Origin of the sequence: Streptomyces sp. NPDC101225 (assembly GCF_044767585.1) — a bacterium.
GTDB lineage: Bacteria > Actinomycetota > Actinomycetes > Streptomycetales > Streptomycetaceae > Streptomyces.
On sequence record NZ_JBIWOE010000012.1, the window covers coordinates 48,454 to 72,700 of the forward strand.

Below are 24,247 nucleotides of genomic sequence, written 5' to 3' on the forward strand. Positions count from 1 at the left end.
TCTGGTGCATGTGTCTGTCCATGTCAGCCAATGGCTTGCACTATGCCCTCTGGAAGCTGACCCTGAAAGCACCGGGCGCACCTTGCCCGGACCGACACCCGGTGGTGAGCCAGATGGTTCTCGGGAGCGACCTCAGGTGGGGGAACGCGGGCGGGGGGCGCGCCCCACGGGCGGCGGGCCGGGGCACGGCGGGCCGGGGCACCGCGGCGCTGGCCGCCCTGGTCTTCGTCCTCGCTCCCGTTCTCGCGGCGTGCAGCGACAACAGCGGCGGCGGCAGCGCGAGCACGCCCCCCACTCCGTCCGTGCAGAGGACGACGAGCGCCCCGGCGACGGCACCGGCCGATCCCGCGGCCGCCACGCAGGAGATCCGGCAGAACTGGAAGAAGTTCTTCGACCCGGCCACCTCCACCAGGGACAAGCAGGCGGTCCTGGAGAACGGCGACAGGATGGCCCCGGTCATGCAGGCCTTCGGCGGTGACCAGCGCGGCGGTGAGGTGCAGGCCACGGTGACGAAGGTCGAGTTCACCTCGCCGACCCGGGCCACCGTGACCTACGACCTGACGCTGAAGGGCGCGACCGCGCTGCCGAACGCCTCCGGGACGGCCGTCGAGCAGGACGGCACCTGGAAGGTCTCCGTCAACACCCTGTGCGCACTGGTGGGCATGAGCGGAAATGCCTCGGCTTCGGCGCTCCCGGGCTGCTGAGACCGCGGCCGCGGTGCTGCTGCTCCTGGTGGGCACGGCCTGCGGCAGCCGGCTGCCGCAGAGCGACTTCGAGCACGACGGCCGGACGAACGCGCCCGCGCCGAGCAGTGCCGCGCCCATCCGCGTCGGCATCGTCACGAGCGCCACCAGCCCGGTCGGGGGCGACGCCTTCACCGGCCCGCGCGACGGCGCCAAGGCGTGGTTCGACCGGCTCAACGCGGAAGGAGGCGTCGGCGGCCGCCCCGTCGAGGTGCGCGAGTGCGACGACGGCGGCAGCGGCGTCGGCAACAACACCTGCGTGCACCGGCTGATCGACGAGGACAAGGTGGTCGCCCTGGTCGCCACCACGGCCCTGGACTACGCGGGCGCCTCCCGCGTCGCACGGGCCGGCGTGCCCGACATCGGCGGCCAGCCCATCGGGGCGGCCTACGACACCTGGCCCCACCTGTACGGCATCTACGGCAGCCTCGCCCCCCGCGACGGCACCCCCGGATGGAACGGGAAGCTGTACGGCGGCACCGAGGTCTACCGCTACTTCAAACGCGAGAAGGGCGCCCGCACGGCGGCCGTGGTGTCGTACAACCAGGCGTCGTCCGCGGCCTACGCCCGCCTCGTCGAACAGGGATTGAAGGCCGAGGGCTACAAGGTGGTCCCCGAGGAGGTCGACTTCGCGCTGCCCAACTTCCGTGCCGCCGCCGCCGACCTGAAGCAGCAGGGCGCCGACCTGGTCTTCGACGCCATCGACACGCACGGCAACGCCCAGCTGTGCAGGGCGATGGACCAGGTCGGCGCCAAGGTGACCGCCAAGGTCACCAACGTGCAGAACTGGACGTCCACCGTCGCCGACGACTACAAGGACTCCCCGCGCTGCCGCAACGCCCTCTGGGCGACCGGCTCCAGCCGCAACTACCAGGACACCGGCAACGCGGCCGTACGGCGGTTCCGGGACGCCACCAAGGGTCTGAGGACGCACTCCCAGTGGCAGCTGGAGGGCTGGGCGGCCGGCATGTGGTTCACGGACGCCGCCGAGTCCTGCGCGCGCGAGGGCATCACGCGCGCGTGCGTCGACGCCTTCATGAACCGCAGCGAGGGCTACACCGCCGACGGACTGCTGATCCCGGTCACCTTCGAGCGGCTGGCCGAGCCGCCGCAGCACCGCAGGACGTGTCTGTCGGTGGCCCGCTGGCGCGACGGCAGGGGCTGGGTGTCCCAGGGCGACATGAACAGCACCTGCTTCGACGTGCCCCAGTTGCCCTACCGGCCGTAGATCCGCGGGCACGGAACGCAACCAAAGGGCCGGGCCGCGGGTCTGACAGGGCAGCACAGGCCGAGGAAGGATCTTGACCGGATGAGGACGCTGGCTCCGCGGGCCACACCGCTGCGCGCCGACTGCGTCGCCGACTCGGCGGGCGGGCTGACCTTCGACGTCCCCGCCGCCGGCGAGGTCGCGGGCGCGCACGTGGTGCTGCACCGGCGCGACGGCCACGAGGAGGTGTGCCTGCCGCTGACCCCGGCCGGTGACGGCCGGCTGCGCGCCGCGCTGCCCAGCAGCGTCGCCCTCTCCGAGGGACGCTGGGAGGCCTTCGCGCGCGTGGACGCCGGCGAGCCGCGCCGCCTGCAACTGGGCACCACCGACCTGCGCTCGCTCGCCGCGCGCAACCCCAGCGGCTCCCGCGGCCATGTCGCCGTCCGCATCCCGTACGCCACCCGGCAGGGCAGGCTCGTCGTCCGCAGCTGGCTGCGCGCCCCGCACGCCGAGGCGGGCGAACCGCTCGTCGCGCGGGGCGTGCTGACCGTGTCGGGGCGGATGTACGGCACGGGAGTCGGCCCGCACGCGTACGCCGAGGTCCACGGCCGGCACGCGTCCGTTCCGGTGCGCCGGGCCGCGGTCCTCGCCGACCGCGCCGCGTTCCGTTTCCAGGTGGCCTACGCGGCCCTGGAGCCGGGCGTGTGGGACCTGTGGCTGCGGCCCGCGGGCGAGGCCGGACCGGCGGTGCGGGTCGCGCGGCTGCTCGACGACGTGGCCGACAAGAAGCCCGTGTTCACCTATCCACGCGTGCGCGTGGATACGCCGTACGGCCCGGTGGAGGCCGGGCCGTACTACACACGCGACAACGACCTGTCGGTGTCCGTCACCGCGTGCGCCTCGGCCCGGTGACCTCACCGCAGTGAGCGGAAGAACCCCCTGACGTCGCCCGTCAGCAGCTCGGGGACCTCCAGGGCGGCGAAGTGGCCGCCGCGGTCGAACTCCCTCCAGCGGACGACGGTGTTGGCCTGCTCGGCCCAGCGGCGGATCGCCACGTCCTCGGCGAAGTTCGCCACCGCGGTCGGCACACCGGACGGCGCGGCCGGGAACCAGTCGGGGACATGGCTGTTCTCGTAGTACATCCGTGCCGCCGAGCCCGCCGTGCCGGTCAGCCAGTACGGCATCACGTTCGTCAGGAGGGTGTCGCGGTCGATCGCGTCCTCGGGCAGCGGTGCCGAGGAGTGCGTCCACGCCTGGAACGTCTCCATGATCCAGGCGAGCTGGCCGACCGGCGAGTCGGTCAGGGCGTAGGAGAGGGTCTGCGGGCGGGTCGACTGCAGGGCGTTGTAGCCGAAGCCGTCGGTGGTGAACCCGGCAATCCGGGCCAGGCGTTGCCGCTCCCGTTCGGTCAGCTCCCGCCGCGTCGCGTCGTCGACCGGGCCGAGCGGGATGAAGCCCACCGACGCGGCGTTCACATGCACGCCGGCCACGGCCTCGGGGGCGACGCGGGCGAGCGCGGGGGAGATCAGCGCGCCCAGGTCGCCGCCCTGGGCGCCGTAGCGGGCGTAGCCGAGCCTGCGCATCAGCTCGGCCCAGGCACGTGCCGTGCGCGCGACGTTCCGGCCCCTCTCGCGGGTCGGCCCCGAGAAGCCGAAGCCGGGGATGGACGGGACGACGAGGTGGAACTCCTCGCCGAGCGGGCCGATCAGGCCGAGGAACTCCACGACGGAGCCCGGCCAGCCGTGCGTCAGGATCAGCGGCAGCGCGTCCGGCTCGGGGGAGCGGACGTGCAGGAAGTGCACCGTGGTGCCGTCGATCTCGGTGGTGTACTGCGGGATCTCGTTGAGCGCGGCCTCGTGCTTGCGCCAGTCGTAGCCGTCGCGCCAGTACGCCGCCAGGTCGCGGAGGTACGGCAGCGAGGCACCGTACTCCCAGCCCGCGTCCGGGAGTTCGTCCGGCCAGCGGGTCAGGTCCAGGCGGGTGTGCAGGTCGTCGAGGTGGGCCTGCGGGATGTCGATCCGGAAGCCGTGCACGCTGTTGTCTGCCATGAACCCCACGCCAGGGACCCTTGCGGACGACTTCTGTCCGCGATGCCTGGCAGACTCACCACCATGTTGGAGACCTCGGCACGACTCCTGCGGCTGCTCTCGCTCCTCCAGGCCCACCGCGAGTGGTCGGGCGCCGACCTCGCCGAGCGCCTCGGCGTCACCGCGCGCACCGTGCGCCGCGACGTCGACCGGCTGCGCGAGCTGGGTTACCCGGTCAACGCCAGCCCGGGCACCGGCGGCGGCTACCGGCTGGGCGCGGGCGCCGAGTTGCCGCCGCTGCTGCTGGACGACGACGAGGCGGTCGCCGTCGCCGTCGGGCTGCGCACCGCCGCCGGCCAGGGCATCGAGGGCATCGGCGAGACCTCCGTACGGGCCCTCGCCAAGCTGGAGCAGGTCCTGCCGGGCCGGCTGCGCCGCCGGGTGGGCGCCCTGAACGCCTTCACCGTGCCGATGCTGCGCGGCCCGCAGGCCGCCGCGGTCGACCCGGGCGTCCTGACGGAGCTGGCCAACCTCTGCCGGGACGCCGAGCGCCTGCGCCTCGACTACAGCGACCACGGCGGCACGGCCACCCGCCGCACCGTCGAACCGCACCGCCTGGTGTGCAGCGAGCGCCGCTGGTACCTGGTCGCCTGGGACCTGGACCGCGACGACTGGCGCACGTTCCGCGTCGACCGCATCACGCCGAGGCCGCCGCACGGCCCGCGCTTCACGCCGCGCACCCCGCCCGCCGAGGACCTCGCCGCCTACGTCTCCCAGGGCGTCTCCACGCGCGCGTACGCCTCGCAGGCCGTCGTCAGGCTGCTGGTGCCCCTGGAGGAGGCGGTGGAACGGGTCTCGCCCACGGCGGGCCGCCTGGAGGCGGACGGCCCGGACGCCTGCATCCTGCGCACCGGGGCCGCGAGCCTGGACGTGATGGTCATCCACGTCATGCTGATGGGCTTCGAGTTCGAGGTGCTGGAGCCCGCCGAGCTGACCGGGGCGATCAGGACCGCCCGGGACCGGCTGACCCGTGCTCTGCGCCGTGGGGCTCCGCGGCGGCCGCCGCGAACTCGGGATGGTGCAGATCGAACGCCGGGGACTCGGAGCGGATCTTCGGCAGGGTGAGGAAGTTGTGCCGCGGCGGCGGACAGGAGGTCGCCCACTCCAGGGAGCGGCCGTAGCCCCAGGGGTCGTCGGTGTCCACCGGCACGCCGTACCTGGCGGTCTTCCAGACGTTGTAGAGGAACGGCAGCGTCGACATGCCCAGCAGGAACGCGCCGATCGTCGAGACCGTGTTCAGGGCCGTGAACCCGTCCGCCGCGAGGTAGTCGGCGTACCGGCGCGGCATGCCCTCCGCGCCCAGCCAGTGCTGCACCAGGAACGTGGTGTGGAAGCCGACGAACAGCGTCCAGAAGTGGACCTTCCCGAGGCGCTCGTCGAGCATCTTGCCGGTGAACTTGGGCCACCAGAAGTAGAAGCCGCCGAAGATCGCGAAGACGACCGTGCCGAACACGACGTAGTGGAAGTGCGCCACCACGAAGTAGGTGTCGGAGACGTGGAAGTCCAGCGGCGGCGACGCGAGGATCACCCCGGTCAGACCGCCGAACAGGAACGTCACCAGGAAGCCGCACGCCCACAGCATCGGTGTCTCGAAGGACAGCGATCCCTTGATCATCGTGCCGATCCAGTTGAAGAACTTCACGCCGGTCGGTACGGCGATGAGGAAGGTCACGAACGAGAAGAAGGGCAGCAGCACCGCGCCGGTGACGAACATGTGGTGCGCCCACACCACCACGGACAGTCCGGTGATCGCCATCGTCGCGCCGACCAGCGTGAGATAGCCGAAGAGCGGCTTGCGGCTGAAGACCGGGAGGATCTCCGTGACGATGCCGAAGAACGGCAGCGCGATGATGTAGACCTCGGGATGGCCGAAGAACCAGAACAGGTGCTGCCACAGCAGCGCCCCGCCGTTGGCCGCGTCGAAGACGTGCGCCCCGAACCGCCGGTCCGCCTCCAGGCACAGCAGCGCGGCCGCGAGCACCGGGAAGGCCATCAGGATCAGGATCGAGGTGAAGAGGGTGTTCCAGGTGAAGATCGACATCCGGAACATCGTCATGCCGGGGGCGCGCATCCCGATGATGGTGGTGATGAAGTTGACCGCCCCGAGGATCGTGCCGAAGCCGGCCAGCGCGAGGCCCATGATCCACAGGTCGGGTCCGACGCCGGGCGAGCGCACCTCGCTGTTGAGCGGCGCGTAGGCGAACCAGCCGAAGGCGGCGGGACCGCCGGGCACGATCAGCGAGCCGAGCACGATCAGGCCGCCGAACAGGAAGAACCAGTACGACAGCATGTTCAGGCGGGGGAAGGCGACGTCCGGGGAGCCGATCTGCAGCGGCATCAGCTCGTTGGCGAAGCCCGCGAACATGGGGGTCGCGAACAGCAGCAGCATCACCGTGCCGTGCATCGTGAACAACTGGTTGAACTGGTTGTTGTCCATGATCTGCAGCCCCGGCCGGGCCAGCTCGGCACGCATCAGCAGGGCCATCACCCCGCCGATCAGGAAGAAGACGAACGACGTGATCAGGTAGAGGTGGCCGATCTTCTTGTGGTCGGTGGTCGTCAGCCAGTCGACGACCAGCCGCCCGTGCTCACTGATCTGCGCGGGTCGCGCCGCCGCCTGCACGGTCTGGGTCCCCATCGCTCGCTCGCCCCTTCGCTCGTCGCGCCCCGGGTCCGCCGACGCCCGCGCACTTCCTGTCGCGAGCTCACGCCATGATGCTCGCGCCTCGCACGCTCCGACAGGGGGCGTGCGGGGGTTCTGTGCCGAAGTCGTGTATTTCCTATGCGGTGTCAGCTTCCGCGGACCCGTCCGGATTCGGCCGGGAAAGAAGTCCGGGGCAGTTCTTGGGGCACTTTCCGACGGGTTATTTCGAAGTGCCGGCGCGACACGCGGGAATTACGTTCGAATGCCTGCGGAAGGCGTACGAAACCGTCCGTTCGGGTGACGCCGACCAGCCGAAACGCGTGTCGTGATCCTGTGACAGAAGCGTGACCGGAGGGGGACGCGGGGGGCGTGGGACGGCCTCCGCTTCCCTGCCCGGCGGACAGGGCCTAGCGTGGCGGCATGGCACCGATTCCCACTCCGCAGGCGGAGCCCCAGGACGATCCGGACGCGTACGTCGGCCTCGACGCGGCCGGTGCCGAGCGGCGCGCACGCGAGCGCGGATGGTCCACGGTGCGCTCGCTGCCACCGGGGGCGATCATCACGATGGAGTACCGCGTGGGCCGGCTGAACTTCGAGGTGGAGGACGACCGCGTGGTGCGGTCCTGGAAGGGCTGACACAGGGTGAGCAGCGCGAAGGCCCCGGTTCCGTCCAGGAACCGGGGCCTTCGCCCTGCGGGGGTGGGCCGTGCGTACCGACCCCGCTGCCGGTGAGCTCTCAGGCGCCCGTCACGGGCCGGGCCGTCGAGGTGGTCGCGCCGCGCGGGACGCGGTCCGAGTGCGGCGGTCGGCGGCTGCCGGCCGGGGTGACCGGCGTGCGCTCCGAACGGGTCGTGTGCGGGCCGGGGGCCAGATAGGCCGGCTGCCGGGCAGCACGGGCCGCGGACGTCCCGTGCGCGGCGGCCTCGTCCTGCGACGCCGTGGCGCGCGGCTGGAGCAGCACCGGTGTGCCGACCGGAGCGGCCGGGGCCGGGGCCGGGGCGGTGCCGCGGGCGCGCCAGCGGTCGCGCAGGTCGAAGAGACCGACCTCGGCGCGGGCGATCAGCGGCTCGCACCAGGGCAGCGCCAGCAGGATCAGCAGGCCGGCGGCCCAGCCGAGCAGCACGTCGCTCAGCCAGTGCGTACCGAGGTAGACCGTGGCCATCCCGACGCCCAGCGCGGTGAGCGCGGACAGGGCGGACAGCCAGCGGCGGGCTCTGGGGGTGGAGGCCAGATAGGCCAGGATTCCCCAGGTCACCACGGCGTTCGCGGTGTGACCGCTCGGAAATATATCGCCGCCCAGGCCCATCTCGTTCGAGCCGATCGTGGTCGCGTAGTGCGGTCCCAGGCGGCCCATGCCGAGCTTGGCGGCGCCGACCGTGATGTTCAGCAGCAGCAGCGCGGTGCCCAGCGTCAGCAGCGGGCGCAGCGTGTGCTGCCGCCAGGAACGCCAGCCCAGCCAGGCCGCGACCATCACCGCGGTGGGGCCGCGCTGGCCGAGCACCACGTAGTAGTCGACGAACCAGTGGATATGCGACCACTGCTGGTACGGCCGGAAGAACATGACCTGCCAGTCCAGGCGGACCAGCCAGGAGGTGGTCACCACGGCCCACACGATCGCCAGGTAGAAGGCAAGGGTCCCGGTCAGCAACGCGACCCGGTGCCTGCTCATCCTCGGCACATCGACGAGGGCCGGTCGTTCCGGCTCCCGGTCCAGTCTGGCGAACACCCGGTCCAGACGGGTGAGCTTTCGTTCGGTACGCACCCAATCGACGTTACAGCGAGTGAGCTCAGTTCTCCGGCGAATCAGCGGCTTTGTGATGACGATGTGATGTGGGATTCCTCTCAGTGGCCGCGTTATTTCCAAGGAATCCGCAATGCGGGGCCCCAGGGCCCTTCAATTCCTTTGATCATTCCGCGGATCAGTTTTATGGGACTTATGAATTCGTTCACCGAATGCTGGGGTGGATTTCCCCGTGCGCTCACCGGCCCCCGGCGAGTCGATCATGGAGGACCGGAGCCGTTCAGCCAGAACGCCCCGTAGGCGGCCGACAGCGCTGCGGCACCGGCCACCACCAGCGCCGACCGCGCGACCCGCAGCCGGGCCAGGGGCAGGGCGAGCGGCAGCAGCAGGGGGAAGGCCGGCAGCAGCAGCCGCGGTTTCGAGCCGAAATAACTCGACGCGCACAGGGCCAGTGCAGTGACGACGCCCGTGTACACCAGCATCGACAGCGGCTGGCGCTGCCGTACACAGGTGGCATACAGCCAGACCACCAGGGCGACCCCGGCGAGCAGGCCGGCGCCCGCGAGGGCCGAGGGGAACGACGTGAACTTGCCGCCGACGAAGCGGGCGAAGGCGGCCCCTCCGTCGAAGCCGTTGCGCCAGCCCGCCTGGACGTCCAGATAGCCCAGCGGGCCCCTGCCGGTGCGGTGGCCGACCCACAGGACGTAGCCCGCGGCGCCCAGCGGGGCCACGGCCATCGCCGTGACGCGGCGTGCGACACCGGGGGCGCGCGGGAGATCCGGCGAGCCCCCGGATGCCGTGGCGCGCCCCGAGGGGCCGTGCGCGGACAGCGCGGGGGCGCGTTCGCCGCCCCGGGCGACGCCCAGGCCCGCGGCGCTCCGCTCTCGCCCGAACGAGGCGATGCCGGCGGCCCACACCGCGGCGACGACGGCGAGCCCGACCGGCCGGGTCAGCCCCGCCAGCGCGGCGAGCACGCCCGCGGCCGGCCAGCGGCCGGTCAGGACCGCGTACAGCGACCAGGCGGCGAGGGCGGTGAACAGCGACTCGCTGTACGCCATCGACTGCACGATCCCGACGGGCAGCACGGCCCACAGCAGCACCGCGCAGATTCCCGCCCTGCGGCCGTACACATGATCCGCGACCGCGAAGATCCCCCAGGCCGCCGCGAGCGAGGCGAGCAGGGCGACGGCGAAGCCGGCGTCCGCGTACGACAGCGGCGTGGCCGCGTGCAGCAGCCGCTCGAGCCACGGCAGCAGCGGGAAGAAGGCCAGGTCGGAGTGGACGTCGCCGTCGGGCAGCCGTACCTCGTAGCCGTACCCGAGATCGGCGACGCGGGTGTACCAGAGCGCGTCCCAGCGGGCCGTCAGCAGGGTGTGCGCGCTCTTGCCCCGCGCGGCGCTCCACACCGCCAGCACGACCAGGCCCAGGGCGCGCACCGCCGCGTACCCGAGGAGGGCCGGGGCCGCGCGGCGCAGGGCCCCGGCGCGGGCCGGTGCGGTACGCCTCGCAAGATCGGTCACGGGCTCGATTATCGGCGCCACCCGCACCGGCGAACCGGGCGGGGCGGGGACGAAAGGGAAGGAGAAGTGGCGTATGCCACACCAGCCGGTGCGAACTGTGAGAGGTCCGCCACGTGACCCCGGCGCGAATGCGCGTACGCTGACGTGTCACTCGCCTTCGATGCGCGGGCCGGAGACCACCGCTTCTCTCCGGCCGAGTCCCGGGGAGTCCCCACCCCGTGTGCCCGCCGACCGCGAGGGAACATCTGGGAGGTACGTACATGTCCGGGACGACCACGGCCGCCGCTGCGCTGCGCCGCCGGGCGGCCGGGGCCGGTGCCAACCGCTGGGTCGTCCTCGTCGTCCTCTGCGTGAGCCTGCTGCTGGTCGCGGTCGACGCGACCGTGCTGCACGTGGCGGTGCCCGCCGTCACCGAGGACCTCAAGCCCGGCGCGATAGAGCTGCTCTGGATCGTCGACGTCTACCCCCTCGTCTGCGCCTCGCTGCTGATCCTCTTCGGCACGCTCGGCGACCGGGTCGGACGCAGACGCATCCTCCTTCTCGGCTACGGCCTCTTCGGCCTCGCCTCCGCCCTCGCGGCGCTCGCCCGCGACCCGCAGATCCTGATCCTCGCCCGGGCGCTCCTCGGCGTCGGCGGCGCGATGATCATGCCCGCGACGCTCTCGATCCTGCGCCAGGTCTTCCCCGACCGGCGCGAGCGGGCGCTCGCGATCGGTGTCTGGAGCGCGGTCGCCGCGGTCGGCGCGGCGGTCGGCCCGCTGCTCGGCGGCTTCCTGCTGGAGCACTTCTGGTGGGGCTCGGTCTTCCTCGTCAACATCCCGCTGATGCTGGTCAGCCTGCCGGTCGGCCGGCTTCTGCTGCCCGAGTCGAAGGGCGCCGGCGACGGCCCCTGGGACGTGGCCGGCGCGCTGACGGCCGCGGCCGGCCTCTTCGGCGTGGTCTTCGGCGTGAAGCGGCTGGGCGGCGGTGAGCCGGGCGTGCTGACCGTGGCACCGCTCGTCCTGGGCGCGGTGCTGCTGGTCCTGTTCGTACGGCGGCAGCGCCGCCGGGCGCAACCACTGGTGGACCTGCGCATGTTCGCCCGGCCCGCCTTCAGCACCTCCGTGGGCTGCATCGTCCTGGCCATGCTGGCCCTGGTCGGACTGGAACTGATCGCGGCGCAGTACCTTCAGCTGGTGCTGGGGCTGTCGCCGCTGGAGACGGGCCTGCGGCTGCTGCCGCTGACGTTCGCCGCGATGGCCGCGGGCCTCGCCGGAGCCCGCATGCTGCGGCGGTTCGGGCCGCGCCTGATGGTGAGCTTCGGCTTCGGCCTGACGGCCGTGTCGGTGCTGCTGCTGACGGCGATGGGCGGCACGGACAACCCGAGCCTGCTGGTGTCCGCCTTCGTCGTCCTGGGCTTCGGCCTGGAGACCACGCTCTTCGGCGCCTACGAGTCGATGCTCAGCGAGGCGCCGCCGGACCAGGCCGGCGGGGCCGCGGCCGTCGGCGAGACGTCGTACCAGCTGGGCGCGGGCATCGGCATTGCGCTGCTGGGCAGCGTGATGAACGCCGCGTACGCGCCGGGGCTGTCGCACGTCCCCGGTGTCCCCTCGGACGCCTCGACCGCGGCGGGTCACTCGCTGGGGGAGGCGTACGACGTCGCCGGGCGCCTCGGCGGGCCGGTCGGAGTGGCGCTGCGCCGGGCCGCCCAGGACTCCTTCGTGCACGGACTGCATGTGACGCTGCTGGTCAGCGCGGGCCTGCTGGTCCTGGGCGCGGCCATGGCGCTGCGGCTGCCGCGGACCATGCAGTGCGGTGAGGAGGCGGCGCCGAAGCTGGAGCTGCCCGCGCCGCGGGAGCGGGAGATGGCGGACTCCCGCGTCTCCGTGTGAGCCGGAGGCACTGGACGTGCGGGACACTGCGTCGTAACGTCGGCTCCGGAATCTAACTAGCGCTGCTAGTTTTTATGAGTGTCGGAGGGTGTCCCCATGGCCGCGTCCGCGAAACTGCCCCCGTTCGACCCCGCCGACCCGCTCGGCATCGACGACCTGCTGGAGCCGGAGGACCTCGCCGTCCGGGACACCGTGCGCTCCTGGGCCGCCGACCGCGTGCTGCCTCACGTGGCCGAGTGGTACGAGCGGGGCGAACTCCCCGCCATCCGCGAGCTCGCCAAGGAACTGGGCGCGCTGGGCGCGCTCGGCATGTCGCTCACCGGGTACGGGTGCGCCGGCGCGAGCGCCGTGCAGTACGGCCTCGCCTGTCTGGAGCTGGAGGCCGCCGACTCCGGCATCCGCTCCCTCGTCTCCGTGCAGGGCTCGCTCGCGATGTACGCCCTCCACCGCTTCGGCAGCGAGGAGCAGAAGCAGCAGTGGCTGCCGCGCATGGCCGCGGGCGAGGTCATCGGCTGCTTCGGGCTGACCGAGCCGGACCACGGGTCCGACCCCGCCTCGATGCGGACCTACGCCAAGCGCGACGGCGGGGACTGGGTGCTCAACGGGCGCAAGATGTGGATCACCAACGGTTCCGTGGCCGGTGTCGCCGTCGTCTGGGCACAGACCGACAACGGCATCCGCGGGTTCGTGGTGCCCACCGACGGCGCCGGGTTCTCGGCGCCCGAGATCAAGCACAAGTGGTCGCTGCGCGCCAGCGTCACCAGCGAACTCGTCATGGACGACGTACGGCTGCCCGCCGACGCCGTGCTGCCGGAGGTCGTCGGGCTCAAGGGCCCGCTCAGCTGTCTCTCGCACGCCCGCTACGGCATCGTCTGGGGAGCCATGGGCGCGGCGCGCAGCTGCTTCGAGGCGGCCGTCGACTACGCGAAGTCGCGGGAGCAGTTCGGGCGCCCGATCGGGGGCTTCCAGCTCACCCAGGCCAAGCTCGCCGACATGGCGGTCGAACTGCACAAGGGGATTCTGCTCGCCCACCATCTGGGGCGGCGCATGGACGCCGGCCGCCTGCGTCCCGAGCAGGTCAGCTTCGGCAAGCTCAACAACGTACGAGAGGCCATCGAGATCTGCCGTACGGCGCGCACCGTCCTCGGCGCCAACGGGATCTCGCTCGAATATCCCGTCATGCGGCACGCGACCAACCTTGAGTCGGTGCTGACGTACGAAGGCACCGTCGAGATGCACCAGCTCGTGCTGGGCAAGGCGCTCACCGGACTCGACGCCTTCCGGTGAAGGTGAACCCTGCGCGAGGGCAGGGCCGGCGAGCGGCCCTGCCTCAGCTCTGGTTGAAGAATCCGTCCGCCCGGTGCGCCGCCGGGTCCTGGCTGACGATCTCCGTGTCGGCCGGAGTCAGCAGGAAGACGCGGTTGGAGACGCGGTCGATCGAACCGCGCAGCCCGAAGATCAGCCCGGCCGCGAAGTCGACGACGCGCTTGGCGTCGGAGGCCTCCATGGCGGTGAGGTTCATGATGACCGGAACGCCCTCGCGGAACAGCTCGCCGATGGCGCGGGCGTCCCGGAAGCTGTCGGGGGTCACCGTGCCGATACGGCGACCCTTTTCCTCGGCGGTGTCCGAGGCCACCTTGACCCGCGGGTCGGTGACCCAGGCATCCCCGGGCTGCTCGGTCCCTTCGGAGTAGTCGTCGTCGTAGTAACGCTCGTCATCGTTGTCGTCGACGAGGCCAAGCCAGGCACTCGCCTTGCGTACCGATCCCATGGACGCCTCCTCTCACAGCGGTCCTTCTGCTTTCCGCATCCCTATGGTCATCCATGATGCGGTCGGCGCGCCAAGTGGATAGACGCCGCGCGGGGGGTTTGTGACGGTACTGGTGCAGAGCGAATCCGTCGAGAGGCCGGGTGCCCCAAGGGTCGTGCAGTATGCGGATGCTGACTGTGAGTGAAATATGATTCTTCGCGGCGTACGGGTGACGGGCGGGGCGTACGGGTGAACGGAGCGGTCGATACGATGCGGCAGTTCAACGCCGTATCGGCGGTAAGCGCCCTGGGCGGCCGCATCGAATGGCGTATGTCACGGGGGAGATCGTCATGTTCGGAATCGTCAGGCCCTGCCGTCATCGGCTCGGTGAAAGCCTCAAGTCCCAGTGGATGGCCCATTTGTGCGGGCTGTGTCTCGCGCTGCGCAAGGATCACGGGCAGTTCGCGCGGATCGTGACCAACTACGACGGCCTGCTGATCTCGGTTCTGACGGAGGCTCAGACCGAGCGGGCGGGCAGTCTGCGGCGTACGGCGGGGCCGTGTCCGCTGCGCGGGATGCGGACGGCGTCCGTCGCGCAGGGCGAGGGCGCGCGGCTCGCGGCGGCCGTCTCGCTGGTGCTCGCCTCGGCCAAGGTGCGCGACCACGTCGCCGACGGGGACGGGCTGCTGGCGCGCCGGCCGGTGGCGCTCGCGGCGCGCCGGGTGGCGTCGACCTGGGGTGCGGCGGGCGCGCGTACGGGATCCGACGTCGGGTTCGACACGGCCGTCCTGGTGGACGCCGTGGACCGCCAGCTCGGCATCGAGACGCTCGCCGGGCCCGGCACGCCGCTCCTCACGGTGACCGAGCCGACCGAGACGGCCACCGGCGCGGCCTTCGCGCACACCGCCGTGCTCGCCGGGCGGCCGGGCAACGCCGCGCCGCTCGCCGAGGCCGGGCGGCTGTTCGGCCGGCTCGCGCACCTGCTGGACGCCGTGGAGGACCAGGAGGCTGACGCCGCGTCGGGTGCCTGGAATCCGCTGACCGCGACCGGGACCTCGCCGGAGGAGGCCCGGCGGCTCGCCGGAGACGCGCTGCACGGGATACGGCTCGCGCTGCGCGAGGTGGAGTTCACGGACGGCCGGCTGGCGCACCGGCTGCTCGTGCACGAACTGCGCAGCTCCGTGGACCGCGCCTTCGGTACGGCCGCGTGCGGGCACGCACCGGCGCCGTCGCTGGCGGGGCCGTACGCACCGCCCGGCGGTCCGGGTGGGCCGGGGCTGCCCCCTCCGCCACCGCCTCGGCGCGACCGGCGCGGGCTGCTGGCGGGCTGCGCGGTGTGGGTGGGGCTGGCCTGTACGTGTCAGATGTGCTGCGGCGAGTACCACGACCCGTGGAGCCGGGAGCGCAGGGAAGGTCTCTGCAGGGACGCGGACTGCGGCGATTGCTGTGACTGCGGCGACTGCTGTGACTGCGACTGCTGTGACGGGTGCGACTGCTGCGACTGCGGGTGCGACTGCAGTTGCTGACGGGGTGTCCGGTGCCGTGGTGAACGGTGAACTGCCCTGAGACGTAGAGCTGGTTGAGGACGTCAGGACCGTCCGGCCGCTCGAAAGGATCTGGGACCATGCCCGGCCGCTGTGACAGGACCGTTCCGCTCGCCGTGAAGGTCGTCGTGAGCGGCGGACTCGGGGTCGGCAAGTCCACGTTCATCAAGGCGATCTCGGAGATCGAACCGCTCGACACGGAGGCGGCGATCACACAGGTGTCGATGGGTGTCGACTCGCTCGACGGGGTGGAGTGGAAGACGACCACGACCGTCGCGCTCGACTTCGGGCGGATCACGCTCGATCCGTCGATCGCGCTGTATCTGTTCGGGACGCCGGGGCAGCGGCGGTACTCGTTCATGTGGGAGGAGCTGGCGGAGGGCGCGCTCGGGACGGTGGTGCTCGCCGACACCCGGCGGATCGAGGAATGCTTTCCGGCCCTCGACTATTTCGAGGACCGGGGTGTGCCGTTCGTGCTGGCCGTGAATCGGTTCGACGGCGCCGAGCGGATCGGACTGAAACGCGTCCGGGAGGTTCTGGGACTCCGCCGTGACGTGCCGGTGCTCGAATGCGACGCGCGCGAAAGGGATTCGGTGCGGGATGTGCTGGGTGCCTTGATGGACCGGGCACTGGGGGTTCGGACCGAGCCCGGGAAAAGGACGGTGACAGCGCCTCGGCGGGTGCGGCCGGCCGAGGTCCGGTCGGTGAGTTCCTGAGTCCCTGAGTCCCTGAGTCCCTGAGTTCCGATAGGAAGATCCGCGACTTCTGACCGTGGGCGATCATCGTGTGGACGGCGGACCGGAATGCGGTGGCCGATTTCGTGGCCCTGAGCCCGTCCAGGTGCGCGAGTTCGGACCCGCCTTCACCGACCCGATCCCGCGGCTGCCGGAATTCTTCGATCCGTGCCGAGCCGATCCGAGCTGCCCGAGCCGAGCCGTGCCGGGCTGGGCCGATCCGCGCCGGGCCGATCTGGGTCGAGCCGAGCTGCCCGTGCCGGGCCAGGTCGAGCCGACGCGAGCCGCCCGAGCCGGGTCGAGGTGAGTTGCCCGAGTCGGGGTGGGGCGGGGCGAGGGGGGTGGCGCGTTTGCGGGGCCGGAGGGCTGCGGTGTCCGGCGGGGCGGTGGTCCCGTTCCGGCGCCGCGGCCCGTTCCGCGCCCGCTGTGCGCCCGGGGCGCGCCGGGTCCGGGACGGCCGGAACCCGTACGTCGTACAACACTTGACGGCTGAAAGGCACTCTTGCGCCTACCGGCCGGTCGGCCGAATACTCCCGGCAAGCGCTTGTCAGGTGCACGGCTTGTCCGAAACCCGGACGGTGTGCGCCCCGACTGCGCCTCACGGGGCCCCGACCCCACGCGGGCCCCCCGACTTCCCCCACGGAGGAACGAAGTGAGGATCAAGCGCACCACCCCCCTCAGCGGCACCACGAGACGGAGCCGGCTGATCGCCGTCACCACCGGTCTCGTGGCCGCAGCCGCGTTCGCGGTCCCCAGCGCGAACGCGGCCACCGCCACGCCCTTCAGCACCGCCCAGCTCAAGAGCGCCGACGCCTCGGTGCTCAAGGCCGATGTCCCGGGCACGGCGTGGGCCGTGGACAGCAAGACCAACCGTGTCGTCGTCACCGTGGACAGCACGGTCTCCAAGGCCGAGATCGCCAAGATCAAGCAGCAGGCCGGCGGCAACTCCGGTGCCCTGACCATCAAGCACACGCCGGGCACCTTCAAGAAGCTGATCACCGGTGGCGACGCGATCTACGGCGGCCAGTACCGCTGCTCCCTGGGCTTCAACGTGCACAGCGGAAGCACCTATTACTTCCTGACCGCCGGTCACTGCGGTCAGGTCGCGTCCACCTGGTACTCCAATTCCAGCCACAGCACGGTGCTCGGCACCAACGTGAGCTACAGCTTCCCGACCAACGACTTCGCCCTGGTCCGCTACACCAACTCCTCGATCGCGCACCCGAGCGCGGTCGGCAGCCAGACCATCACCCGTGCGGCCACCCCGAGTGTCGGCACGACGGTCTACCGTCGCGGCTCCACCACCGGTACCCACAGCGGCCGGGTCACCGCGCTGAACGCCACCGTCAACTACGGCGGCGGCGACGTCGTCTACGGCATGATCCAGACCACGGTCTGCGCCGAGGGCGGTGACAGCGGCGGCCCGCTGTACGGCGGTTCGACGGCGTACGGTCTGACCTCCGGCGGCAGCGGCAACTGCAGCTCCGGCGGCACGACCTTCTTCCAGCCGGTCACCGAGGCGCTCAACTACTACGGCGTGAGCGTCGGCTGACGGACCCACCCGGCACACGCACCAGGCAGCAGGCGAGCCCCCGCAGCAACTGCAGTGCGGGGGCTCGCCCTTGTCCGCACCCCGGAGTTACCTTCGAGGTACAGGCGATACGCCTCTGTACCGGCGTACCGACGCCTCTGCAACACGCCCATACGCCCACTCGGACCCTGGGGGGCCGACATGGTCGAGGAGCTGGTGGCCACGGGAGTGGTCCTCGCGTCCGCCGGAACGGTGTACCTGATGGCCGCCGCACGCGTCGTCAAGCAGTACGAACGCGGTGTCGTGTTCCGGCTCGGCAAGCTCCGCAGCGAGGTGCGCGGGCCGGGCTTCACGATGGTCGTGCCCTTCGTGGACCGGCTCCAGAAGGTCAACATGCAGGTCGTGACGATGCCGGTGCCCGCGCAGGAGGGCATCACCCGGGACAACGTCACGGTCCGGGTGGACGCCGTCGTCTACTTCAAGGTGACGGCGCCGGCCGAGGCGATCGTACGGGTCGAGGACTACCGATTCGCGGTCGCGCAGATGGCGCAGACCTCGCTCAGGTCCATCATCGGCAAGAGCGAGCTGGACGACCTGCTCTCCAGCCGCGAGAAGCTCAACCAGGGGCTGGAGCTGATGATCGACAGCCCGGCGGTGGAGTGGGGCGTCACCATCGACCGGGTCGAGATCAAGGACGTCTCCCTGCCGGAGACCATGAAGCGCTCCATGGCGCGGCAGGCCGAGGCCGACCGGGACCGCCGGGCCCGCGTGATCAACGCGGACGCCGAACTGCAGGCCTCCAAGAAGCTGGCCGAGGCCGCGCAGCAGATGGCGGACACGCCCGCCGCGCTCCAGCTGCGGCTGCTGCAGACGGTGACGGCGGTCGCCGCCGAGAAGAACTCCACCCTCGTGCTGCCCTTCCCGGTCGAGCTGCTGCGGTTCCTGGAGAAGGCGCAGCAGGTCTCCGGGGTGCCGCAGCAGCCGGTCGCGGCACCGCAGCAGACGCCGGCGCAGATCGCGCAGCAACCGGTACGGGAGCAATCGGCGCGGGAGCAACCGGTGCAGGAGCAACTTCCGCCGCCGGAGACCCTCGTGGACGCCGATCCCGGAGGGGCGAATTCCGGTCAGGGCTAGACCGGACCCGGCGCGCGTCCGCCACGCGTCCGTGGCGCTCGCGCAGCGCACGCCCAGGTGATCGCGGACTGCCGGCGGGGAGCGACCGCCGTGGCCGCCCGGACTGTTCGTGCGCGACGCGATCGACGCGATCGACGCGGCCGATGCGCGGACCGGCGCGGTTTCCCGGTCCTACGTCACCGCCGTGCCGCCTTGCGTGCGCCGCCCCCGCAGCCTCGCCGCCAGCAGCGTGACCACGATCCCGGCCGCCGCCCACGCGGACAGCACCAGCAGGGCGCCGGTCACCGCGTTGCCCTGGAAGTAGGCGATGGAGCGTGCCACCCAGGTGCCGGCTCCCGGTGGCAGCGCCGGCCCGATCGCCTTCCAGAACGGCGGCAGCATCGGCAGCGGGAAGGCACCGCCCGCGCTCGGATTGCCCAGGACCACCACGATCAGGATCGCCAGGCCGATGCCGACGATCCCGAACAGCCCCTGGAGGGCGAGGGTCGCGGCCCCGACCGCGAAGGTGACCAGCGAGCCGAGTCCCCAGAAGGCCATGACGCCGCCCGGCAGGGCGCCCAGGACCGGGCCCACGATCACCGCTCCGCCCAGCCCGCCGACGATCGCCACCAGCGCCAGGACGAGCAGCCGGATCGCGGCCCGGCTCGGGTTGGCGGGCCGTGCGCCCGAGCTGATCGCCAGGATCGAGGCGCACAGGTAGCCGCCCACGCACCAGCCCACGACCAGATAGAAGGACGACAGCCCGTCGAAGTCCTCGGACGAGGCCGGCGCCACGTCGACGGTCCGCAGGGTCCGCTGCTGGGAGGTCTCCAGCGCGGTGAGGTACTTCTCCAGGGTGTTCGCGAGGACCGTACCGCCACCGCTCGCGACCAGCAGCGTGTCGGTGGTGCGGGCCGGATCGATCAGCAGCGCGCCGTCGATGTCCCGGTTCAGGATCTGCTCCCGGGCGGTGGCCTCGTCGGCGACCACGCGCGGGTCCAGCGGCCCGCCGGGCAGTTGCTCCAGCCGGGTCACCGCCTGTTGCGCGGCGGCCGCGGGCGCCACCACGCCGAAGGGCACGTCCTTGGGTGCGGGGTTGTGCAGCGCGCCCACGTAGGAGGCGATGAACAGCAGCTGGAGTGCGATCACGCCGATGACCAGCAGGGTGGCGCGCGGGCTGACCGCGTCCCGCACCTCGGCGAGAAAGGTCCTCTGTGTCATGTCCCCACAGTCCGAGGTGGCGGACGTTTCCGCAGGTGGGAAGGGGCCGAACGGTTGTCGTACATGCATTCGAATTTTGGTCTATGGTGGGGGTGGGGCAGTAGGGAACAGATGTTCGACAGCGGGAGGTGCGGGTGCCAGGCTTCACCCATCTGCACACCGTCTCCGGGTTCTCCCTGCGCTACGGCGCCTCGCATCCGGAGCGGCTGGCGGAGCGCGCCTCCGAGCGGGGCATGGACGCCCTCGCGCTCACCGACCGCGACACCCTCGCCGGCGCGGTCCGCTTCATCAAGGCCTGTGCGCGGGCGGGTGTCCGCCCGCTGTTCGGTGTCGACCTGGCGGTGGAGCGGCCCGCACGGACGCGGGAGGACGATGCCGTACGACGGGAGAGGCGCCGCACCCCCGTGCGCGGCGGCGCCTTCATCGACGAGTCGGCGCCCCGCGCCACCTTCCTCGCCCGGGACGGCGCCCGCGGCTGGGCCGACCTGTGCCGGCTGGTCGGCGCGGCCCACGGTGGCGAGGGCCCGCCCCTGCTGCCCTGGGCCGGCAACCGCGCCGAGGGCCTGACCGTCCTGCTCGGCCCCGCCTCCGACGTCGGCCTCGCGCTGGCCGCGGGGCGTCCGGACCGGGCCGCGAAGCTCCTCGCCCCCTGGCGTGAGATCTACGGCGACGCCCTGCGTCTGGAGGTCGTCTGGCACGGCCGCGAGGGCACCGGCCCCGGCTCCCTGCGCCTGGCGGCCCGCACCGTCGGCTTCGCGGCCGAGCAGCACGTCCGCCCGGTGCTGAGCAACGCCGTCCGCTACGCCGACCCGGGCCTCGGCCCCGTCGCCGACGTCCTGGACGCGGCCCGCCGGCTGGTCCCGGTCGACCCGGCGAAGGAACTGGACTTGGGGGAGGCCTGGCTCAAGGACGCGGGCGCCATGCGGCACGCCGCCGAGCGGATCGTGGAGGCCGCCGGCTACCGGCGCGACACCGCCGGCCGGCTGCTGGAGCAGACGCGGGCGACGGCCGCGGAGTGCCTGGTGGACCCCGACGACGACCTCGGCATGGGCACCGTGCACTTCCCCGAGGCGCACCTCGTCGGTGCGGGCCGCCGCACCGCGCAGCGGGCGCTGGCCTCCCGGGCGGCGGCCGGGATGGTGCGGCACGGCTACGCGGGCAGGCGCGCCTACTGGGAGCGGATGCACCACGAACTGGACATCATCGCCCACCACGGCTTCGCCTCGTACTTCCTGACGGTCTCTCAAGTGGTGGACGACGTGCGGAACATGAGCATCCGGGTCGCCGCGCGCGGCTCCGGTGCCGGCTCCCTGGTCAACCACCTCCTCGGCATCGCGAACGCCGATCCGGTCGAGCACGGGCTGCTGATGGAGCGGTTCCTGTCCAAGGAGCGTGTCGTGCTCCCCGACATCGACATCGACGTGGAGTCCGCGCGCCGTCTGGAGGTCTACCGCGCGATCATCGGCCGGTTCGGCCAGGAGCGGGTCGCGACCGTCGCGATGCCGGAGACCTACCGGGTCCGGCACGCGATCCGCGACGTCGGCGCGGCCCTGTCCATGGACCCGGCCGAGATCGACCGCGTCGCCAAGTCCTTCCCGCACATCCGCGCCCGCGACGCCCGCGCGGCCCTCGACGAACTGCCCGAACTCAAGGCGCTGGCAGGGGAGAAGCAGCGGTACGGGCGGCTCTGGGAGCTGGTGGAGGCGCTCGACGCCCTGCCCCGCGGAGTCGCCATGCACCCCTGCGGAGTGCTGCTGTCCGACGCCTCCCTCCTCTCCCGTACGCCGGTCGTGCCGACCAGCGGCGAGGGGCTGCCCATGTCGCAGTTCGACAAGGACGACGTGGAGGACCTCGGGCTGCTCAAGCTCGACGTGCTCGGCGTGCGGATGCAGTCGGCGATGGCGCACGCGGTCGCCGAGGTGGAGCGGGCGACGGGGGAGCGGGTCGACCTGGACGCGCTGCCGGACGGCGACCCGGCGACGTACCGGCTCATCCGTTCCACCGAGACGCTGGGCTGCTTCCAGATCGAGTCGCCGGGCCAGCGGGACCTGGTGGGACGGCTCCAGCCGGCCACCTTCCACGACCTGGTCGTGGACATCTCGCTCTTCCGGCCCGGTCCGGTCGCGGCCGACATGGTGCGGCCGTTCGTCGAGGCGCGGCACGGCCGGGCGCCGGTCCGCCTTCCGCACCCGGACCTGGAGGAGCCGCTGAAGGGGACGTACGGCGTCGTCGTCTTCCACGAGCAGATCATCGACATCGTCGCCGTCATGACCGGCTGCGGGCGCGGCGAGGCGGACCGGGTGCGGCGCGGGCTGTCCGACCCGGAGTCGCAGGGGCGGATCAAGGTGTGGTTCGCGCAGCACGCGGCGGCCGGCGGATACGACGCAGAAACGATTCGGCGCACCTGGGAGATCGTCGAGGCCTTCGGCAGCTACGGCTTCTGCAAGGCGCACGCGGTCGCCTTCGCCGTGCCGACCTACCAGTCCGCCTGGCTGAAGGCGCACCACCCGGCCGCCTTCTACGCGGGCCTGCTCACGCACGACCCCGGGATGTATCCCAAGCGGCTGCTGCTGGCGGACGCGCGGCGGCGCGGGGTGCCGGTGCTGCCGCTGGACGTGAACCGGTCGGCGGTCGCACACTCTATCGAACTGGTGTCTGAATCTCCCGTGCGGTGGGGGCTGCGGCTGGCCCTCTCCGACGTGCACGGCATCAGCGAGGCCGAGGCGGCACGGATCGCGGACGGGCAGCCGTACGCCTCGCTCCTGGACTTCTGGGAACGGGCCCGGCCGAGCCGTCCCCTCGCCCAACGGCTCGCCCAGGTCGGCGCGCTGGACGACTTCGGAGCCAACCGGCGCGATCTGCAACTGCACCTGACCGAGCTCCACCGGGGCGCGCGGGGCGCGGGCGGAGGCCAGCTGCCGCTGACGGGCGGCCGACGGACCGCGCCGGCCGGCCTGCCGGACCTGTCGGAGGCGGAGAGGCTGAGCGCCGAGCTGGGGGTGCTGTCGATGGACGCCTCGCGCAACCTCATGGACGACCACCGGTCCTTCCTCGACGAGCTGGGCGTGGTCTCCGCGCGCCGGCTGCGCGAGGCCCGGCACGGCGAGACGGTGCTGGTCGCGGGCGCCAAGGCGGCGACCCAGACCCCGCCGATCCGCTCCGGGAAGCGGGTCATCTTCTCCACCCTGGACGACGGCACGGGCCTGGTCGACCTCGCCTTCTTCGACGCCTCCCACGACGCCTGCGCCCACACCGTCTTCCACTCCTGGCTGCTGCTGGTGCGCGGGGTGGTGCAGCGGCGCGGCCCGCGCAGCCTCAGCGTGGTGGGCTCCGCCGCGTGGAACCTCGCCGAACTGGTCGAACTGCGCGCCGAGGGCGGCCTCGACGAGGTGGCGGCGCGGCTCGCGGAGCCCGTGCCGGAGGGGACGGGCGGGGATCCGGCGCGCGGACGGCGAATCCAGATGCCCACCGGCTACGAGATGAACCCATGGGCGGATCTGCGACCGGCCGGTCAAGAGCCCTCACGAGTACGGAAGTTGTGGCACCAGAGCCCGGGGAGTGCGGGATGACCATTCTGTGCGTACGTTTCCAGCCCGCCCCGGCGGGCGAGGCGGCCCTGCCGGGGCTGCTCGGACTCCTGGAGGAGTTCACGCCGGTCGTCGAGGCGCTGCCGCCGGACGGGGCGCTCGCCGATCTGCGCGGCGCCGAACGGTACTTCGGGCGCAGCGCGGTCGAACTGGCGTCGGTGATCCGGGTGCGCGCCCTGGCCCTGCACGGCGTCGACTGCGTGATCGGCGCCGGGCCGGGCCCGACGCTGGCCCGTGTGGCGCTGCGCGACGCCCGGCCGGGGGTGACGCGCGCGGTGCCCGAAGACCCCGGCGGCATCGCGGAGTTCCTCGCGGACCGGCCGGTCACCGCCCTGCCCGGCGTCGGCGCCGCCACCGCGCGCACCCTCGGCGACTACGGCCTCGACACCCTGGGCCGGGTCGCCGCCGCGCCGCTCGCCACGCTCCAGCGCCTGATCGGTGCGAAGGCGGCCCGCGACCTGCACGAGAAGGCCGCCGGCGTCGACCGCGGCCGGGTCGTCCCCAATGCCGTCTCACGTTCGCTCGCCACCGAACGCCCCTTCAGCCGTGACGAGTTGTCCCCGGAACGGCACCGCCGCGCGCTGCTGTCGGCCGCCGAGGAACTGGGCGCCCGGCTGCGCGCCCTCGACACGGTCTGCGGAGCGCTCGGCCTCACCGTGCGCTACGCGGACCGCACCGCGACCACCCGCACGCGCACCCTGAAGGAGCCCACCGCCCACTCCGCCGCCCTGACCAGGACGGCGTACGACATGTACGAGAGCCTCGGTCTCCAGCGCGCCCGGGTCCGGGCCCTGGTCCTGCGCGCCGAGTCCCTCGCCCCCGCCGAGCAGTCCTCCTACCAGCTCACCTTCGACCCGGTGGACGAGAAGGTCCGCCGCGTCGAGGAGGTGGCGGACCGGGTGCGGGCGAAGTTCGGACCGCACGCGGTGATGCCGGGGGCGATGGTGGCGTAGC

The 24,247-nt window shown here is 72.2% G+C and carries 18 protein-coding genes and 1 pseudogene; 13 read left to right on the plus strand and 6 right to left on the minus strand.

Going from position 1 to position 24,247, the window contains the following annotated elements:
* The first annotated feature begins 113 nt into the window (after nt 1-113).
* From ACIRPX_RS19015 to ACIRPX_RS19025, 3 genes are all read left to right on the plus strand, one after another.
* A complete protein-coding gene (locus ACIRPX_RS19015; protein ID WP_404195532.1) occupies nt 114-704 on the plus strand; it encodes a hypothetical protein in 591 nt (196 codons plus the stop codon).
* The gene (locus ACIRPX_RS19020; protein ID WP_404195535.1) at nt 673-1,971 is read left to right on the plus strand and encodes an ABC transporter substrate-binding protein; all 1,299 of its coding nucleotides are present in this window, start codon (nt 673-675) and stop codon (nt 1,969-1,971) included. Before ACIRPX_RS19015 ends, ACIRPX_RS19020 begins: the two co-directional genes overlap by 32 nt.
* Nucleotides 1,972-2,052: 81 nt before the next feature.
* The gene (locus tag ACIRPX_RS19025) at nt 2,053-2,862 is read left to right on the plus strand and encodes a hypothetical protein (protein WP_404195537.1); all 810 of its coding nucleotides are present in this window, start codon (nt 2,053-2,055) and stop codon (nt 2,860-2,862) included.
* Between the two features lie 2 nt (nt 2,863-2,864).
* Here the strand turns inward: ACIRPX_RS19025 and ACIRPX_RS19030 are convergent, their stop codons facing one another.
* On the minus strand, nt 2,865-3,998 hold the full coding sequence (locus ACIRPX_RS19030) for an epoxide hydrolase family protein (RefSeq protein WP_404195539.1): 1,134 nt from the start codon (nt 3,996-3,998) through the stop codon (nt 2,865-2,867).
* Between the two features lie 63 nt (nt 3,999-4,061).
* On the opposite strand from ACIRPX_RS19030, the gene ACIRPX_RS19035 reads away from it, so the two are divergent.
* On the plus strand, nt 4,062-5,102 hold the full coding sequence (locus tag ACIRPX_RS19035; RefSeq protein ID WP_404195541.1) for a helix-turn-helix transcriptional regulator: 1,041 nt from the start codon (nt 4,062-4,064) through the stop codon (nt 5,100-5,102).
* Here the strand turns inward: ACIRPX_RS19035 and ctaD are convergent.
* Nucleotides 5,008-6,675: pseudogene (gene ctaD, locus ACIRPX_RS19040) on the minus strand (cytochrome c oxidase subunit I); the annotation flags it as partial. The gene ACIRPX_RS19035 and the pseudogene ctaD overlap by 95 nt on opposite strands.
* A gap of 426 nt (nt 6,676-7,101) precedes the next feature.
* On the opposite strand from ctaD, the gene ACIRPX_RS19045 reads away from it, so the two are divergent.
* Nucleotides 7,102-7,317, plus strand: coding sequence for an I78 family peptidase inhibitor (locus ACIRPX_RS19045; RefSeq protein ID WP_404195544.1), 216 nt, complete (start codon nt 7,102-7,104; stop codon nt 7,315-7,317).
* A 100-nt stretch (nt 7,318-7,417) separates the two neighbouring features.
* Here ACIRPX_RS19045 and ACIRPX_RS19050 read toward each other — a convergent pair whose 3' ends face one another.
* Both ACIRPX_RS19050 and ACIRPX_RS19055 read right to left on the minus strand, forming a co-directional pair.
* Nucleotides 7,418-8,443, minus strand: a complete 1,026-nt coding sequence (locus ACIRPX_RS19050) for a phosphatase PAP2 family protein (protein WP_404195546.1) — start codon at nt 8,441-8,443, stop codon at nt 7,418-7,420.
* Between the two features lie 239 nt (nt 8,444-8,682).
* Nucleotides 8,683-9,942: a hypothetical protein gene (locus ACIRPX_RS19055; protein WP_404195548.1), complete on the minus strand. Its 1,260-nt coding sequence runs from the start codon at nt 9,940-9,942 to the stop codon at nt 8,683-8,685.
* A gap of 260 nt (nt 9,943-10,202) precedes the next feature.
* Between ACIRPX_RS19055 and ACIRPX_RS19060 the strand changes: the two genes are divergently transcribed.
* Together ACIRPX_RS19060 and ACIRPX_RS19065 are read left to right on the plus strand one after the other, a co-directional pair.
* Nucleotides 10,203-11,813, plus strand: a complete 1,611-nt coding sequence (locus ACIRPX_RS19060; protein WP_404195550.1) for an MFS transporter — start codon at nt 10,203-10,205, stop codon at nt 11,811-11,813.
* A gap of 96 nt (nt 11,814-11,909) precedes the next feature.
* Complete coding sequence (locus ACIRPX_RS19065; RefSeq protein WP_404195553.1) at nt 11,910-13,100, plus strand: acyl-CoA dehydrogenase family protein; 1,191 nt, start codon at nt 11,910-11,912, stop codon at nt 13,098-13,100.
* Between the two features lie 43 nt (nt 13,101-13,143).
* Here ACIRPX_RS19065 and ACIRPX_RS19070 read toward each other — a convergent pair whose 3' ends face one another.
* On the minus strand, nt 13,144-13,584 hold the full coding sequence (locus ACIRPX_RS19070; protein ID WP_016434536.1) for a cell division protein SepF: 441 nt from the start codon (nt 13,582-13,584) through the stop codon (nt 13,144-13,146).
* 329 nt (nt 13,585-13,913) lie between these two features.
* Between ACIRPX_RS19070 and ACIRPX_RS19075 the strand changes: the two genes are divergently transcribed.
* From ACIRPX_RS19075 to ACIRPX_RS19090, 4 genes are all read left to right on the plus strand, one after another.
* A complete protein-coding gene (locus ACIRPX_RS19075; RefSeq protein WP_404195556.1) occupies nt 13,914-15,089 on the plus strand; it encodes a DUF5685 family protein in 1,176 nt (391 codons plus the stop codon).
* Nucleotides 15,090-15,187: 98 nt separating this feature from the next.
* Nucleotides 15,188-15,823, plus strand: coding sequence for a GTP-binding protein (locus tag ACIRPX_RS19080; RefSeq protein ID WP_404195558.1), 636 nt, complete (start codon nt 15,188-15,190; stop codon nt 15,821-15,823).
* A 670-nt stretch (nt 15,824-16,493) separates the two neighbouring features.
* A complete protein-coding gene (locus ACIRPX_RS19085; RefSeq protein WP_404195561.1) occupies nt 16,494-17,393 on the plus strand; it encodes a S1 family peptidase in 900 nt (299 codons plus the stop codon).
* A gap of 180 nt (nt 17,394-17,573) precedes the next feature.
* Nucleotides 17,574-18,506 carry a slipin family protein gene (locus ACIRPX_RS19090; protein WP_404195563.1) on the plus strand — a complete coding sequence of 311 codons (933 nt, stop codon included), beginning with the start codon at nt 17,574-17,576 and terminating at the stop codon, nt 18,504-18,506.
* 171 nt (nt 18,507-18,677) lie between these two features.
* Here ACIRPX_RS19090 and ACIRPX_RS19095 read toward each other — a convergent pair whose 3' ends face one another.
* Nucleotides 18,678-19,706 (minus strand): DUF3533 domain-containing protein, encoded by a 1,029-nt coding sequence (locus tag ACIRPX_RS19095; RefSeq protein WP_404195565.1) that lies wholly within the window; start codon nt 19,704-19,706, stop codon nt 18,678-18,680.
* 134 nt (nt 19,707-19,840) lie between these two features.
* Here ACIRPX_RS19095 and ACIRPX_RS19100 point away from each other — a divergent pair, with 134 nt between their 5' ends.
* Both ACIRPX_RS19100 and ACIRPX_RS19105 read left to right on the plus strand, forming a co-directional pair.
* On the plus strand, nt 19,841-23,275 hold the full coding sequence (locus ACIRPX_RS19100) for a DNA polymerase III subunit alpha (protein WP_404195568.1): 3,435 nt from the start codon (nt 19,841-19,843) through the stop codon (nt 23,273-23,275).
* The gene (locus ACIRPX_RS19105; protein WP_404195571.1) at nt 23,272-24,246 is read left to right on the plus strand and encodes a DNA polymerase thumb domain-containing protein; all 975 of its coding nucleotides are present in this window, start codon (nt 23,272-23,274) and stop codon (nt 24,244-24,246) included. Before ACIRPX_RS19100 ends, ACIRPX_RS19105 begins: the two co-directional genes overlap by 4 nt.
* The last annotated feature ends 1 nt before the right edge of the window (nt 24,247 follow it).

Excerpts from the sequence above, each read along its gene's own strand:
- ACIRPX_RS19065 (WP_404195553.1), top strand. The coding sequence starts at position 11,910 with ATGGCCGCGTCCGCGAAACTGCCCCCGTTCGACCCCGCCGACCCGCTC.
- ACIRPX_RS19035 (WP_404195541.1), top strand. The coding sequence starts at position 4,062 with ATGTTGGAGACCTCGGCACGACTCCTGCGGCTGCTCTCGCTCCTCCAG.
- ACIRPX_RS19015 (WP_404195532.1), top strand. The coding sequence starts at position 114 with ATGGTTCTCGGGAGCGACCTCAGGTGGGGGAACGCGGGCGGGGGGCGC.
- ACIRPX_RS19025 (WP_404195537.1), top strand. The coding sequence starts at position 2,053 with ATGAGGACGCTGGCTCCGCGGGCCACACCGCTGCGCGCCGACTGCGTC.
- ACIRPX_RS19045 (WP_404195544.1), top strand. The coding sequence starts at position 7,102 with ATGGCACCGATTCCCACTCCGCAGGCGGAGCCCCAGGACGATCCGGAC.
- ACIRPX_RS19090 (WP_404195563.1), top strand. The coding sequence starts at position 17,574 with ATGGTCGAGGAGCTGGTGGCCACGGGAGTGGTCCTCGCGTCCGCCGGA.
- ACIRPX_RS19080 (WP_404195558.1), top strand. The coding sequence starts at position 15,188 with ATGCCCGGCCGCTGTGACAGGACCGTTCCGCTCGCCGTGAAGGTCGTC.
- ACIRPX_RS19105 (WP_404195571.1), top strand. The coding sequence starts at position 23,272 with ATGACCATTCTGTGCGTACGTTTCCAGCCCGCCCCGGCGGGCGAGGCG.
- ACIRPX_RS19070 (WP_016434536.1), bottom strand. The coding sequence starts at position 13,584 with ATGGGATCGGTACGCAAGGCGAGTGCCTGGCTTGGCCTCGTCGACGAC.
- ACIRPX_RS19020 (WP_404195535.1), top strand. The coding sequence starts at position 673 with ATGCCTCGGCTTCGGCGCTCCCGGGCTGCTGAGACCGCGGCCGCGGTG.
- ACIRPX_RS19060 (WP_404195550.1), top strand. The coding sequence starts at position 10,203 with ATGTCCGGGACGACCACGGCCGCCGCTGCGCTGCGCCGCCGGGCGGCC.
- ACIRPX_RS19075 (WP_404195556.1), top strand. The coding sequence starts at position 13,914 with ATGTTCGGAATCGTCAGGCCCTGCCGTCATCGGCTCGGTGAAAGCCTC.
- ACIRPX_RS19095 (WP_404195565.1), bottom strand. The coding sequence starts at position 19,706 with ATGACACAGAGGACCTTTCTCGCCGAGGTGCGGGACGCGGTCAGCCCG.
- ACIRPX_RS19030 (WP_404195539.1), bottom strand. The coding sequence starts at position 3,998 with ATGGCAGACAACAGCGTGCACGGCTTCCGGATCGACATCCCGCAGGCC.